The organism is Streptomyces sp. NPDC021225 (assembly GCF_044332865.1).
Lineage (GTDB): Bacteria > Actinomycetota > Actinomycetes > Streptomycetales > Streptomycetaceae > Streptomyces.
In genome coordinates this window covers 1-14,729 of sequence record NZ_JBIRPV010000020.1, presented here as the reverse complement: position 1 = coordinate 14,729, position 14,729 = coordinate 1, and the positions used below count along the sequence as shown (strand labels likewise).

Annotated in this window: 6 protein-coding genes and 2 pseudogenes; 5 read left to right on the top strand and 3 right to left on the bottom strand. The window is 74.3% G+C overall.

What is annotated here, in order from left to right; translation table 11 throughout:
• Nucleotides 1–614 precede the first annotated feature (614 nt).
• A complete protein-coding gene (locus ACH4S9_RS44740; RefSeq protein WP_398377331.1) occupies nucleotides 615–2,747 on the top strand; it encodes an asparagine synthase-related protein in 2,133 nt (710 codons plus the stop codon).
• A gap of 52 nt (nucleotides 2,748–2,799) precedes the next feature.
• Nucleotides 2,800–5,328 (top strand): annotated as a pseudogene (locus ACH4S9_RS44735) (BTAD domain-containing putative transcriptional regulator); the annotation flags it as partial.
• Nucleotides 5,329–5,691: 363 nt separating this feature from the next.
• On the opposite strand, the pseudogene ACH4S9_RS44730 reads toward ACH4S9_RS44735, so the two are convergent.
• Together ACH4S9_RS44730 and ACH4S9_RS44725 are read right to left on the bottom strand one after the other, a co-directional pair.
• Nucleotides 5,692–5,790 (bottom strand): annotated as a pseudogene (locus tag ACH4S9_RS44730) (hypothetical protein); the annotation flags it as partial.
• Nucleotides 5,791–7,668: 1,878 nt separating this feature from the next.
• Complete coding sequence (locus ACH4S9_RS44725) at nucleotides 7,669–8,397, bottom strand: helix-turn-helix domain-containing protein (protein WP_311729065.1); 729 nt, start codon at nucleotides 8,395–8,397, stop codon at nucleotides 7,669–7,671.
• Between the two features lie 322 nt (nucleotides 8,398–8,719).
• Between ACH4S9_RS44725 and ACH4S9_RS44720 the strand changes: the two genes are divergently transcribed.
• Together ACH4S9_RS44720 and ACH4S9_RS44715 are read left to right on the top strand one after the other, a co-directional pair.
• Nucleotides 8,720–10,075 (top strand): NAD(P)/FAD-dependent oxidoreductase, encoded by a 1,356-nt coding sequence (locus ACH4S9_RS44720; protein WP_385346111.1) that lies wholly within the window; start codon nucleotides 8,720–8,722, stop codon nucleotides 10,073–10,075.
• A 273-nt stretch (nucleotides 10,076–10,348) separates the two neighbouring features.
• Nucleotides 10,349–12,346: a SpoIIE family protein phosphatase gene (locus ACH4S9_RS44715; protein ID WP_385346113.1), complete on the top strand. Its 1,998-nt coding sequence runs from the start codon at nucleotides 10,349–10,351 to the stop codon at nucleotides 12,344–12,346.
• Nucleotides 12,347–12,489: 143 nt separating this feature from the next.
• On the opposite strand, the gene ACH4S9_RS44710 is transcribed toward ACH4S9_RS44715, so the two are convergent.
• Nucleotides 12,490–13,818 carry an MFS transporter gene (locus ACH4S9_RS44710; protein ID WP_398377328.1) on the bottom strand — a complete coding sequence of 443 codons (1,329 nt, stop codon included), beginning with the start codon at nucleotides 13,816–13,818 and terminating at the stop codon, nucleotides 12,490–12,492.
• 145 nt (nucleotides 13,819–13,963) lie between these two features.
• Between ACH4S9_RS44710 and ACH4S9_RS44705 the strand changes: the two genes are divergently transcribed.
• Nucleotides 13,964–14,512 (top strand): MarR family transcriptional regulator, encoded by a 549-nt coding sequence (locus tag ACH4S9_RS44705; protein ID WP_311729062.1) that lies wholly within the window; start codon nucleotides 13,964–13,966, stop codon nucleotides 14,510–14,512.
• The last annotated feature ends 217 nt before the right edge of the window (nucleotides 14,513–14,729 follow it).

Here is a 14,729-nt window from a genome sequence, read left to right as displayed (position 1 = left end):
AGGAGCGGTGCGGCGGCGTGTGAGTACTTCAGGGCATCCGCACGCCCATCAAGAGCGCCACGGAAGTTTGGCCGAATAACGCCCATCGGGAGTGAGCGCCCGACGGGTTCCCCCGTGGCTTCGTGTGGCGCTGATCGCGGCCGGGCTCCCGTGCCGGGCCGGGGAGGGGGAGGTCCGGCGCGGCGGCCCCCGTCAAGGGTCAGGGCCTCCCGCCGTGATCCGGGTGCCCGTGCCGTGATCCGGGTGCCCGTGCCGTGGCCCGGCGGTGCGTCATGGTCCCGTAGGCCGCACGGTGTTCGGTGGTTCCGGAAGCCCCGCGTGGTGAAACGGAAGCTGCTGTTCGCGCCCTCGTACGCCCCTTTGCGCCCCACTCATGGCAGCATGGGCCACGGCGGAGCGGTCCGTCGCGCCGACGGCGGTTTCCCGTACGCGCGTCCGCGCCTGGCGGGAATACGTCTTGTGATCAACCATGTTGTTTCTGTGGTCGAATGCGGTCAAAGGACATCGGGGAGATCCATGTAGTTGTCCGGTTCGATGCCGAAACCGTCGACGTGCTGTGCATGATGGCCCCTACTTCTTGGTTGCCTTGTTTGCCCACACCCTGTGGAGGCGCGATGCGGTGGTTGGTGGGGTGGAGCAGTACCGCATCGGGGCCGGACCCCTCGCAGGGTCGCGGGATCCAGCCGGTCGGCGCCCAACTCCTGTGGGCGGACCCCGATCCGCTGTGGGCCGTGGGCGACTGGCGCCCCGACGAGGTACGCGTCGTCCAGGCCGACCCCTTCTCCCGCCTCGCCGTCTTCGGCTGCTGCGGCGCCTCCGACGAGGAGCTGCGCGTCGGCCTGTTCGCCGCCCGCGGCGGCGCCCTGCGCCACCTCACCGCCTGGCCCGGCAGCTACACGGCCGTCGCGCAGGTCGGCCGCCGCACCACCATCGTCGGCGACCTGGCCGGCGCCCGGCCCGTCTTCCACACGGACTGGGGCGGCGGCACCGCGTACGCCACGGCCGCCCTGCCGCTCGCCGACCTCATCGAGGCGCAGCTCGACGTCAGCCACCTCGGCGCGCTTCTGGCCTGCCCCGACTCCCCGGAGGCGATGGGCGACGGCACCCCGTACCTGGGCGTCAGACGGGTGCCCCCGGGACACGCCCTGATCCTGCGCGACGGCGCCCGAGACATCATCGGCTACGAGCCCACCGCCTCGCTCGCCGTCGCCGCGCCCCAAGTGGAGCAGGAGAAGGCCGTGGACGGCATCCGGGACGCCCTCGTGGAGGCCGTACGGGCCAGGCTCGCCGCGCCGCGCCACGCTCCCGAGACCGACGGCCTCGACCCCGGACCGGTCCCCGGTATGGGCCCCGCCGAGCGGCGCGCGGCCCGCGGCGCGCCGGCGCCCGGCATCGGCGCCGACCTCTCCGGCGGCAGCGCCTCCGCCACCCTCGCCCTGCTGGCCGCGGGCCTGCCCGGGATGCCCGGGACCCTGCTCGGCCACGGCACCGAGGCGGGCGAACGCCTCCTCGCCGTCACCTTCAACGACCTGGCCACCCAGGGCGGCGCCCGCGCCCGCGAGGCCGAGCTGGAGCGCGCCGGCGCCATCGCCGCCAACCCGCGGCTGCACCACGTCGTGGTCGCCGGGGGCGAGGAGGCGCTTCCGTACGCCGCCCTGGACAGCGGCCCGCTCACCGACGAGCCCGGCCCCTCCATCGTCGTCGCCGAGCGCCACCGGCGCCGGCTCGCCGCGGGCAGCGCCGACCACTTCGTCGGCCATGGAGCCCGGCAGGCGCTCGACGCCCACCCGGCGCGCCTCGCCGACCTCCTGCTCGACCGGCAGCGCCGCCATCTGCTGCGCCCCGCCACCGCGCTCGCCAAGGCCGACGGCCCCTTCGGCCACTCCTTCTTCGTGCCCTTCACGGTCTACCGGGCGGCGCGCAAGCTGGCCCGTACGTCCTACCGGGACGGCGTCGAGGACGCCGCGAGCCGCCTCCTGGAGCGGCGCTTCACCGACGACGGCGGTGGCGGCGGTGGCGGCGGTGGCGGCGGAGCGGACGGGAGCGCGGGCGGCAGGGGCGGGCGCGGGGTCGTCTCCGCCTCCCTCGCCGCGCTCGCCTGGTGCCGCCCCGGCCCCGCCGCGCGCTGGCTCACCGGCGAGGCGCTGGCCGAGGTGTCGCTGCGCCTGGAAGCCGCCGCCGCCCGCCCCGTGACCCTCCGCCGCCCCGGGGAACGGCGCGCCGACGCGGCCCTGGCCCGGCACGCGGCCGACCACCGGGTGTTCGAGCAGGCGGCCGAGGTGCGCAGCCAGCGGCTCCACGCGCCCTTCCTCGACAACCAGGTCGTACGCGCCTGCCGCATGCTCCCCGAAGCGCTCCGAGTGCAACCCGGGGCGCGCGCGTCCGTGCTGCGCGCGGTCCTCGCGGGAGCAGGCATCCGCGACCTGCCGCCCGGCTGGGGAGCCCCCTCGCACGCCGCCCACGCCGCCTCCGTACGGGCCGGGCTGCGCGCCTGGGTCGGCGAGGTCGTCACCCTCTTCGACGCGCCGCTGCTGGCCGACGCGGGCCTGGTCGAGGCCCGCGTCGTACGCAAGGCGCTGCGCGCGGCGGCGGAGGGGGAGCGGCTGCCCTTGGACGGGCTGGCCGAACTCGTCTCCACGGAGGTGTGGCTGCGGCGGCTGATGGCCCGGCGCGGCACGTGCTGGACGGGGACGGCGGCGCCGCGGCAGCGGGCGGTGGCGGGCGGGGTGGTTCCGCGGAGTCTGTAGGGCCGGAGCCGCGGTCTGTGGGCTCAGGTGTTTTGGGCTTTGTGTTCGGCGTATGGGCGGCGCGGCGCGCCGATTGCGTCGCTTATTCGTACGATCCGACCGCCGACCCGAGGACAATGACGCCGTGCGGTATCTGATCCTCGGCTCGGCCGAAGCGCGCGACGACGACGGGAACCCCCTGCCACTGGGCGGGCCCCGCCTCCGCGCGCTGCTCACCGCGCTCGCCATGCGCGCCGCACGCCCGGCACCCGCGCCCGTGGACGTCCTCATCGACGAGGTGTGGGCGGAAGACCCACCCCAGGACGCGCCCGCCGCCCTCCAGGCGCTCGTGGGCCGCCTGCGCCGGGCCGTCGGCCGGGACGCGGTGCTCTCCTCGCCCGGGGGCTACCGCCTCTCCACCGGCGGGCCCCAGGACGTCGACCTCCTCCACTTCGAGGCGCTGACGAAGAGCGGCACGACGGCCCTCGACGCCGGTGACCCGGAGACGGCCGCCGAGGTACTGCGGCAGGCGCTCGCGCTGTGGCGCGGCCCCGCGCTGGCCGACCTGCCGGACCGCGACGCGGCCGCCGCCCGCCCCGAAGCCCTCCGGCTGACCGCGCTGCACCGCCGTATCGACGCCGACCTCGCGCTCGGCCGCCCCGCGGACGCCATACCGGAGCTGCGCGAACTCGTCGCGGACCATCCGCTCGACGAGACCTTCCACGCGCAGCTGATCCGCGCACTGCACGCGGCGGGCCGCCCGGCCGACGCGCTCGCCGCGTACGAGGCGGTCCGGCACACCCTCGCCGACCGGCTCGGCACAGACCCGGGCCCGGACCTCAGGGCCCTCCACGGCCACCTGCTGTCCGGCACCCCCGCACCCCTCCCGGCGGGCGCGCGGGCGGCGGCCGTACGGGGGCCTGGTGGCTCTGGTGGCTCTGGGCGCTCTGGGCGCTCTGGGGGTGACGGCGCTGCCGGCGGCCGTGGTCCCGGCGGGGACGCCGGGGCGTCCTCCGGCGACGAGGCGGCGGGACGCGGGCCGTACGGGCCGCCCGTGGCACCTCGCCGCGTACCGGAGCGGACCCACACGCCGTACGCCGCCCAGGACTCTTCCGGTGCGGCTTGGGGCGGCGGGCACGCGAGGCGTGGCCCTGAGGCGGCCCACGGTGCGGAGACGGCCTTTGGGGCCGAGACGGTCGGTGGCGGCGCCGCCCGCGCCGCGTACGCCGACCCCGCCCCTGGGGCGACTCAAGGCCCCGGGGCGGCCTACGAACCGGTGGCGCCCCGTGCTCCGGAGACGGCCGGTGGACCGGGGGCGACGCGTGGGGGTGCCGCCGTCGGCGTGCCGGACCCCGGCCATGACCCCCGGGCGGCCTGTGGTCCGGAGGCGGACCACGGTCCGGAGCGGGCTCGTGGGGGAGCCGCCGGTGGCGCGCCGGGCTCCCGCCGGGGCGGTGAAGCGGTACCAGAGACGGCGTACGTGGGCCGTGGCCCCGGAGCGGCTCACGGTCCGGAGCGGGCTCGTGGAGGAGCCGCTCCTGGCACGCTGGGCTCCCCCCACGGCGGTGAAGCGGCCCCGGGAGCGGCGTACGTGGACCGTGGCTACGGGAGGGCCGACGGTCCGGCTGCGCCTCACGCTCCGGAACCGGCCCAGGGGCCGGGGCCGACTGGCGGGATCGCAGCCGCCGGCGTGCCGGACTTCGGCCACGGCGCTGAGACAGCCCAAGGGCTGGCGTATGGGAACCATGACCCCGGGGCGGCTTACGGTCCGGAGGAGGCTCGTGGAGGAGCCGCCCGGGCGCCGTACCCCGGACACGGCGGCGAAGCGGCCGAGGCCGGGTACGCCGCCCACGTCCCCCAAGCCCCCTCGGAAGCCGCGCCCGACGCCGCCCGCCGAGCAGCCGGGGCCGCCCACAGCACCGGCCCCGCCCCGGCCGACACCCCGCCCGCGCCGCCGAACGGCGGCCACGCGCAGGGCGGCGCCCCGCGCCCGCGCGGCAACCTCCGCGCGCGGCTCACCAGCTTCGTCGGTCGGCAGACCGAGATCGCCGACCTCCGCCGGGATCTGCGCGGCGCCCGCCTGGTCACGCTCACCGGCCCCGGCGGCTCCGGCAAGACCCGGCTGTCCGAGGAGGTCGCCGCGGCCGTCACGGCCGCCTACCCGGACGGCGTTTGGGTGGTCGAGCTTGCCAAGCTCGACCATGCGGCGGCCGTCCCAGGGGCCGTCCTGAGCGCGGTCGGCGACCGTGAGACGAGCCTGCTCGCCACCAAGCTCGAAACGCGGCTCGGCGGGGCGGACGGCGCCGACCCGGCCGCGCGCCTCGTCGAGCTCTGCGCCCACCGCCGCCTGCTGCTCCTGCTCGACAACTGCGAGCACGTCATAGACGCCGCGGCGGCGCTCGCCGAGACGCTCCTGGCGCACTGCCCGGGGCTGAGCGTGCTGGCCACCAGCCGGGAGCCGCTGGGCGTGCCCGGCGAGACCGTACGGCCCGTGGAGCCGCTCCGGCCCGCGCCCGCCCACCAGCTGTTCGCCGAGCGGGCCGCGGCCACCCTGCCGGGATTCGACCCTGCGCGGGACCCGGACACGCAGGCGGCTGTCGCGGAGATCTGCCGCCGGCTCGACGGCCTGCCGCTGGCGATCGAGCTGGCTGCCGCGCGGCTGCGGCTGCTCACCCCCAGGCAGATCGCCGACCGGCTCGACGACCGCTTTCGCCTGCTGACCAGCGGCAGCCGAACCCTGCTGCCGCGCCAGCAGACGCTGCGGGCCGTCGTCGACTGGTCCTGGGAGCTGCTCGACGAGCGCGAGCGCACGGTGCTGCGCCGGGCGTCGGGGTTCGCCGGCGGGTGGGGGCTGAGCGCGGCGGAGGCCGTGTGCGCGGAAGCGCCGCCCGCCGCGGCCCCGTCGGCCGCATCCCCGGCCGACGGCATGGCGCAGAACGGCATGGCGCAGAACGGCATGGCGCAGAACGGCATGGCACAGGACGGCATGGCGCAGGACGGCACGGCGCAGGACGGCACGAGCGCCATGAGCGCCATAAACGCGTCCGTGCAACCCGATGCGCACCCCGAGCTCCGCCCCCGCACCCACATAGCCCGCGGCGAGGTGCTCGATCTGCTCGGGGCGCTGGTCGACAAGTCACTGCTGGTCGTCGACCACCCGACGGCCGACCAGGCCCCGGCCGAGGCCCGCTACCGGATGCTGGAGACCATCCACGAGTACGTCGGCGAGCGCGCCACCGAGGACTCCGTCGCCCGGGCCGACCACACCGCCGCCCTCGCCCGCCACACCGCCTACTTCCGCGACTACGCGCGCACCGCCGAGCCACGGCTGCGCTCCGCGGAACAGCTTCCCTGGCTGCACCGTGTCGAGTCGGAACTCGACAACATCCGGGCCGCCCTGAAGCGCTCCCTGGAGGCGCGCGACGAGCAGACCGTGATCGAGTTCGTCATGGCCATGGGCTGGTTCTGGTGGCTGCGCAACTACCGCGACGAGGGCGTCGCCTGGACCCGCGAGGCACTGATCCTCGGCGGTGCCATGGGGCCCGGGGACTGGCAGAGCGTGCTCGGCTCCATACCCGGGGATGTCCCGCCCGGGGAGGACGGCGTCGACGAGACCGCCACGCACTACTGGGACCAGATGGACCTGCGGCTCCTGTTGTTCTTCCTGAACGCGGACAACGCCGATGGGCCCACGTTGACCAGTCCCGATTCCGTGACCGCGGCCCATCGCATCCGCGATGCCTACACCGCCCACCCCGGCCCGCGCGGCGCCCGCTTCCCCGGGATGCTGTGGCCGTTCTCCGGGTTCCTCCTCGACGGTCACGCCGGGGTGATCCCGCTGATGGACGAGGCGGTGGCCAACTCCAGGGCGCACGGCGACGACTGGGCGGTCGGCGTGGCGCTGATGTTCCGCACGCATGCGGTCATCGACTCGCCGGGCGGCATGAAGAACGTCGAGGCGGACTGGGCGGAACTCCGCGAGCTCAGCAGACGGGTCGGCGACCGCTGGATGCTCGCCCAGGTCGAGACCGCCGCGGGCGAGATGGCCGCGAGCCACGCCCGGCTCGACGAGGCGCGGGCGGCGTACGAGTTGGCGCGGCGGCTCGCCCGGGAGATCGGCGCGCACGCCGAGGCACCGTTCATCATCACCCGGCTCGCGGATGTGGCGATCAACGCCGGGGAGCTGGACCGCGCGGAGAAGCTGCTGGACCACTCGGACGAGGAGGCGGAGCGCCGCGGCTCCCAGGACCGGGACGTGCGGTCGTTCAACGGCTTGCTGCGCTCCCTGGTCGAGCTGCACCGCGGAAACCTGGCCCGGGCGCGGGCGCTGTGCGAAGGGGCGCGGCGTATGGCGGAGCAGGCGACTCCACCCTCGCAGTTCTGGGTGCTCGCAGACGGCTTGGACGCCCGTATCACCGCCGACGAGGGCGATGCGCCCGGCGCGCTGCGCAAACTGCGCGACACCCTGAGCAGGGGCGCCGAGACCGGCTGCGTCGAGATCCTGCTGGCCCAGCAGGCGGAGACCGCCGCCCATGTCCTGGTGGGCTGCGAGAAGGAGGGCCTCGCCGCCCGGATGCTGGGCGCGGCCGACGCCTGGCGCGGTGAGCTGGGGCGCACCCCGCTGCCGCTGCGCGAGACGGAGAAGGCCACGGCGGCCGCGCACCGCGCCCTGGGCCGCGAGACCGTCGACGCGCTGCGCGCGGAAGGCGCGGGGCTGTCCGTCGAGCAGGTCATCGCCCTGCTCGACGAACTGGTGACGACCCCCTGGCCGGGCTCCTAGCCGGGCCAGCCCGGCCCAGGGGGTGTCCGACGGATCTTGGTGCCCGCGATGGCCACGCGGCGGAGCCGCATATCGACGACGCGGCTCACCACCCCGGGGCCCGGCGCGCCGAGCCCACCATGCTCACCGCTCACCCGGCACGCCGCACCCGCGCGGCCGGTGTCACACCGCCGGGCGCGACCGCAGCCCGTCCAGGAGAATGTCCAGCAGCCGCGCCGACGCCGCCGCCTGCTGCGCCGCGTCAGGCAGCGAGGGCGCCGCCGTGGCGATCACCAGCAGCACATCGGCCACCGTCACATCCGGCCGCAGCTCACCCGCTTCCCGCGCCCGGTCCACCAGCTGCCCGACGACCTCCAGCAGCGCCGCCGCGCCCGCGTCGTCAGGGCCGCCCGGGACCGGGCTGTGCTGCTCCACCAGGCGCAGTTCCGGCTGGGGAGGAGGGTCGGCTAACCCCACGTGCCGCTGCTGCGGCACCCGGACCTCCGCCTCCACCTCGACCCCGACCCGCAGCACCTGGGGCGGCAGCAGCCGGCCCGCGCCGGACGCCACCGAGGTGCGCAGGAACCGGGCCAGCGCGGACCACGGCTCGTTCTCCTGGCCGAGGGCGGCCCGCGCCTGGTCGGTCAGCCGGGCCGTCTCCTCCTCGGCTATGCGGCGCACCAGGACGTCCTTGCTGGGGAAGCGCCGATAGACGGTGCCCACCCCGACTCGCGCGCGCCGGGCGACGTCCTCCATGGGAGCGCCGTACCCCAGCTCCCCGAAGACCTCGCGCGCCGCGCGTAGCACGTGCTCAAGATTCCGCTGCGCGTCTACGCGAAGCGGAGCGTTCCGGCCGCCGGCTCCGTCTACCGATGCGACGGCTGACGACCAATGAGAACCCTGAAGCTGCATAGTGATCCCCCGGTAATGACGTCTCCCCCCGGAGACTCCCCGCCCAGAATGCCGGGGCAGTCTCGACCCCGGCGTGGAATACGAACATAGTTGAGCGCCGGTCAAGAAAGAAGGGGGTAGGTCCGGACAGATCGACCCCCTTTCGGAGTACCGCACCGCCCGTCTCCGCTTCCCCTGCCGCCCACTGCCCCGCACCCCCTTACTGACCTGCGCACCTTCCGCACGCCAGACCGAATGAGGGCCGCCGGGCGTGCCGAGATCGCCGGTCACACAATTCGTCGGGCCTGTGGACAAACCGCGGCTCTGCGTGCGTCATGGGAGGGTGAAGGAACCTGCGCGCATTCTCGTTGTCGGCGGTGGCTACGTCGGGATGTACACCGCGCTGCGCCTCCAGCGGAAGCTGAAGAAGGAGCTGGGGCAAGGCGACGTACAGGTCATCGTGGTCGACCCCGAGCCGTATATGACCTATCAGCCGTTCCTCCCCGAGGCGGCGGCCGGGTCCATCTCGCCACGCCATGTCGTCGTGCCGCTGCGCCGCGTCCTGCCCAAGTGCCAGGTCGTGATCGGCGAGGCCACGGCGATCAACCACGGCAAGCGCACCGCGACGGTCAGAACCCTCGCGACCGAGGAGGAGGGCACCGGCTCGATCGAGATCCAGTACGACGAGCTGGTGATGGCGCCGGGCTCCGTCTCCCGCACCCTCCCGGTCCCCGGCCTGGTCGACCACGGCATCGGCTTCAAGACCGTCGAGGAGGCCATCGGCCTGCGCAACCACGTCCTGGAGCAGCTGGACATCGCGTCCTCCACCCGGGACCCCGACGTGCGGGACGCCGCGCTCACCTTCGTCTTCGTCGGCGGCGGCTACGCGGGCGTCGAGGCGCTCGCCGAGCTGGAGGACATGGCCCGCTACGCCGTCCGCTACTACCACAACATCTCGCCCGAGGACCTGAAGTGGATCCTGGTGGAGGCCACCGGCCGCATCCTCCCGGAGGTCGGCGAGGAGATGGGCAGATACGCGGTGCGCGAGCTGCGCGGCCGCAACATCGACGTACGGCTGGACACCCGGCTCGACTCCTGCGTGGACCGGATCGCCGCGCTGAGCGACGGCTCGCGCTTCCCCACCCGCACCCTGGTGTGGACCGCGGGGGTCAAGCCGCACCCCATCCTGGCCTCGACCGACCTCCCGGTGAACGAGCACGGCCGCCTCAAGTGCACCGCGGCCCTCCATGTGGACGGGGTGGAGCACGCCTGGGCCGCCGGGGACGCCGCGGCGGTCCCGGACCTGACGGCGGAGAAGCCCGGCACGTACTGCGCCCCCAACGCGCAGCACGCCCTGCGCCAGTCGAAGGTGCTCGCCGAGAACCTGATCGCCTCAATGCACAGCCGGCCGCTGAAGGACTACGCGCACAAATACGCCGGCTCGGTGGCCTCCCTCGGCCTGCACAAGGGGGTCGCCCATGTGTACGGGCGGAAGCTGAGGGGCTACCCGGCCTGGTTCATGCACCGCGCCTACCATCTCAGCCGGGTGCCGACCTTCAACCGGAAGGCGCGGGTCCTGGCCGAGTGGACCCTGTCGGGACTCTTCAAACGAGAGATCGTCTCGCTCGGGTCGCTGGAGAACCCGCGGGCCGAGTTCAAGCTCGCCGCCGACACCGGCCGCCATCCCGAGGCCAGTTGACGCCGTTCGACGCCAGTCCATGCCCGTTCGGCGCTCCTCTGGGCGGAGGCGGGAACTCCCCCTGACCGACCGGCGTCTCACGGATGTCAGTCCGGTCGGCCACACTGGACGTGTGACCATGGGTGGGCTCGTATCTGCAAAGAGTGACAATCGCGAGGATTCGGAAGTTTGCTGCATTCCCCTGGGGGCCGTCCCCCGCACCCACACCCGCACCCCTCTCCGTACCCCCGCGCCGGCGCGCCGCTCAGCCACAACCTCGCGAGGTAACCCCCGGTGAACTTCACGCGCTGGAGCGCCCGGCTTCCCCGAACACAGCGACGCACCGCCGCCCGCACCGACCGCGGCGCGCGGCGGCCACAGCCCGCGGCCGCGGGCGGCGGCAGCGGCTCCGTCCCCGCCGCCCGGGGCGAGCGCTCCGACCCCTCGGACCGCGGCGAGCCGCCGCCGTCGGGCGCGGCGGGCCCCTTCCCAGAGGACGGGATCCCCGCCGCCGTCCCCACCCTCGACGGGCTGTCTGTCCATGACGTGCTCGGCCAGGTCCCGGCCCTGGTCGCCGTCGTCTACGGCCCCGATCACCGCATCGCCTACGTCAACGAGTCCTATACGGCCATCTTCGGCGCCCGGACCCCGGGCGCCTCCGCCCGCCAGGCCCTGCCCGAGCTCCAGGAGCTGGGGCTGCTGCCGCTCATGGACCAGGTCCTGCGCAGCGGTCGGCCGCGTACGGTCAAGTCCCGGCGCGTCCTCGGCGCGCGGGCCGGGACCGCGCCGGTGGCCGTGGCGGAGACGGAGGCGGCGGGCTCCGTGGCCGAGGGCTCCGTGGCCCACGGCTCCGTGGCCCAGGGCTCCGGCTCCCACGGCCCGGCGAGCGTGGCCGGCCGGGGGCGGCCCGGCTACTACACCTTCACGTGCTCCCCGATCGAGATGGCCCCGCCGGCCCCCGCCCCCGCTCCGGCCGCCGCGGTCACCTCCGGGGCCGCCGATGCCCCGGCGGTCGCGACCGCGCTCGGAGCGGCCCCGGAGCAGCCGTCGATCCCCGACCCCGGGGCGTCCGGGCCCGGCGCTCCGGACGGGGCCCCGCTGCGCGGTGTGCTGGTCTTCGGCGCCGACGTCACCGACCAGGTGGAGGCCGCGGAGCGGCTGCGCGCCAGCGAGCGCCTTCAGCGCCAGGCCGCCGTCACCCTCCAGCGCAGCCTCCTCCCACAGGAGCTCGAGCAGCCCGATGACCTGAGGGTCGCCGCCACATACCAACCGGGCGGCACGGACGCGGCCGTGGGCGGCGACTGGTACGACGTCATCACGCTGGGCGCCGGCCGCACCGCCCTGGTCATCGGCGACGTCATGGGGCGCGGCGTCCGAGCGGCCGCCGTGATGGGCCAGCTGCGCACCGCCGTCCGCGCCTACGCCCGCCTCGACCTCCCCCCGCACGAGGTCCTCCAGCTCCTGGACGGCCTGGCCGCCGAGATCGACCCCAACCAGATCGCGACCTGCGTCTACGCCGTCCACGACCCGAACGAGAACCGCCTGGTCTACGCCTCGGCGGGCCATCTGCCGATCCTCGTCCGCGACCCTGACGGCACCGTCCGCCGCGCCGCCGAGCCCACCGGACCGCCCCTGGGCACGGGCAGCTGGCTGCACACCTCCGCCTCGATCCCCTTCGGCCCGGGCTCCAGCGCGGTGCTGTACACCGACGGCCTGGTGGAGCGGCGCGACAAGGACATCTACGAGGGCGTGGCCGCGCTGGAGCGCGTCTTCGCGGGCGCCACGGGAGCGCCCCAGGTGATGTGCGACCGCCTGATCCGGGCGCTGGGCATCACCGCCGACCACGACGACGACGTGGCCGTGCTGGTCCTCCAGCACCCCGCCCGCACCGGCCATGACGCCGAGCTGTTCCACAACGCCGCCCTGGAGCTCCTCGGCGGCGTCGAGGCGGCGCCCCGGGCGCGGGCGTTCGCCTCCGGCGTCCTCGCCAGCTGGCGCTTCCCCATGGAACTGCATGACCTGGGCGTACTGGCCGCGAGCGAGCTGGTCGCCAACTCGCTCCAGCACGGTGTGCCGCCGATGCGCCTGCGGCTGCGCCGTACGGACCGCCGCCTGATCATCGAGGTGACGGACGGCGACGAGCACCTGCCGCGCCGCCGCCGCGCCGAGCCGGCCGACGAGGCCGGGCGCGGCATCTCCATCGTCGCGACCATCGCCTCGTCCTGGGGATCGCGCCGCACGCCGGGCGGCGGCAAGGCGGTCTGGTGCGAGTTCGCCCTCCCGGCGGGTTAGGAGCCGCGCGCGCCGAAAGGCCCCAGGCCCAGTCGACACGCGGCGGAGCCGCGATTCGACTGGGCCTGGGAAGAGGCGGGTAGGGGAAGCGAGCCCAAGGCGCGGCTCCGCCGCGCGGCCGCCGCAGACGCCGCGCTCCGGCGTTACGCCGCCGTGGTCACCGGCTCCGTCGACTCAGCCTGCGATCCCCGCTCCGCCGGCTCCCGCCGCTGCGCGGGCACCGCCGCACCCGGGGCGGTGCGCAGCGGGTTGTCCTGGCGGGCCGTGAGCCGCCTGCCCAGCCGCAGCGCGAGCACCGAGATACCGAGCGAGCAGCCGACGAGCATCGCGATGTACGCCACGTACATCCCCGACGCCGCCATCAGGCCGCCCACCGCCGGGCCGACGGCCAGCGCCAACTGCTTGACCAGCGCGAAGCCGGAGTTGTACTGCCCGACCTGGGTCGGCGGCGCAAGATCGGCGACCAGCGGGGCGACGGTCGGCGACAGCATCGCCTCACCGAGCCCGAAGAGCGCGTACGCCGAGATGATCGCGCCGGTCGCGACGGCCTGGCTGCCCGGCACCAGGCCGGAGGCGCCCGCCACCAGCCAGGCCACCGTCCAGACCAGACCGGTCAGCGCGATGACACGGCTGCGCCGCCGCCCCTCCACCAGCCTGAGCACGACGAACTGCGCCAGCACGATGGCCGCCGTGTTCGCCGCCAGCGCCGCGCCCAGCATCGCGGGCGAGATACGAGTGACCTCCACCGCGAACGCCGCCAGCCCCGACTCGAACTGTCCGTAGCAGGCGAAGAACATCACGAAGCCCAGCACACACAGCTGCACCATGGCCCGGTTCCGCAGCATGGCCCGCCAGCCGCCTCCGGCCTGCCTTCCCACGGCTGAGGCGGGGTCGAGCTTCGAAACCTTCGGGAGTCGTACGGTCGCCACGGCCGCGCCCAGCACCAGGAACATCACCGACTCGATCGCGAACAGCCGGACGAAGCTCGACGGGTCCGAGGCGTCGACCAGCAGTCCGCCGAGCAGCCCGCCGACGCCGAGGCCCAGGTTGTTGAGGAAGAACTGCGTCGCGAAGGCGCGTGAGCGGGTGGCCGTGGTCGAGCACCACACGATCATGGTGGCGAGGGCGGGCTGGATCACCGCGATGCCCGCGCCGAGCAGGGCCACGGCCGCGATGACGGACGCCTCGTCGGAGGCCAGACCCAGCCCCATCGACCCGAAGGCAGAGGCCACGGCGCCCACCAGGGCCACCGGTAGCGGGCCACGCCGGTCGATCACCCGACCGGTGAAGGGCAGCACGGCCAGCGCCGCGACAGCGAACACCGCGAGCACCATGCCCGCCGTGCTCGCGCCGAGATCCCGCACCTGCGCCACATAGACGAACAAGAACGGAACGGTGAAGCCGTTGCCGAACGCGCTCAGCGCGTTCCCCAGCTGGATCCGGCGCAACGCTGCGCCCATCGCGGTGGTCACACTCACCTGCCTAGGTCGAGAAGAAGGACTGAAGGGGACTGAAGCCGAATAGTGGAAGCCTCAAGACTTCAACACTAAAGTTCGAAGCTAAAGAGTACACCTCGAAGGACTTCGAGGCGAATGAGGACGTGCCATACTGCCCGGCATGCCTGAGACCCCCGGCCCGGCAGAGCCGAGCCTCGAGGAGCAGATCGCGGCCTACCAACGTGAGTTCCAGGACCTGGATCCGCAGGTGGAGCAGGTCGTCAGCGCCCTCAGCCGCCTCAACCGGCGGATGAACGTCGCCTACAGCCGCCAGACCGCGACCCTGGGCATCAGCAACACCGAGTGGGAGGTGCTCAAGGCCCTCGTCCTCTCCGGAGCCCCGTATCGACTGGGCCCCGGCGACCTGGCCAAGCGGCTCGGCCTCACCCCGGCCGCGATGACCCACCGCCTCGACCGCATGGCGAGCGAGGGCCTGGTCACGCGCGAGCGCGACGAGGCCAACCGCGTACGCGTCATCGTCGAGCTCACGGCGGAGGGTCGGGAGAAGTGGCTGGAGGCCATGCGGATGGCGTCCGTCTTCGAGGAGGATCTTCTCCAGGACCTCTCCAGCGACGAGCGCGGGGCGCTGGGCGAAATGCTGACGCGGGTCCTTCGCAGGGTGGAGGAGACCCAGCCGGACGCCGGCGGACGGCTGAGCGACCTGGAGTGAGAAGACGCGCCGGGAATGAAGTTGACACGCCCCGGGGCGATGCGTAATGTACTCCGAGCTGCCACGGAGCCTTAACGGTTCTTCGACAGCCACTCGCGCCGCACCGGCGGCAAACCACTACTGCACGGCCCCTCATCGGGATGGATTTCGGCGTGCCCGGAATTCTGTCCCCGGAGCTCGATTATGAGCCCCGGAGGAAATCCGCTAAAGTAGTGAA

What these genes read in the sequence shown, in the direction of transcription:
- ACH4S9_RS44725 (WP_311729065.1), bottom strand. Translation starts at nt 8,397, where the DNA reads ATGCAGCTTCAGGGTTCTCATTGGTCGTCAGCCGTCGCATCGGTAGAC.
- ACH4S9_RS44740 (WP_398377331.1), top strand. Translation starts at nt 615, where the DNA reads ATGCGGTGGTTGGTGGGGTGGAGCAGTACCGCATCGGGGCCGGACCCC.
- ACH4S9_RS44705 (WP_311729062.1), top strand. Translation starts at nt 13,964, where the DNA reads ATGCCTGAGACCCCCGGCCCGGCAGAGCCGAGCCTCGAGGAGCAGATC.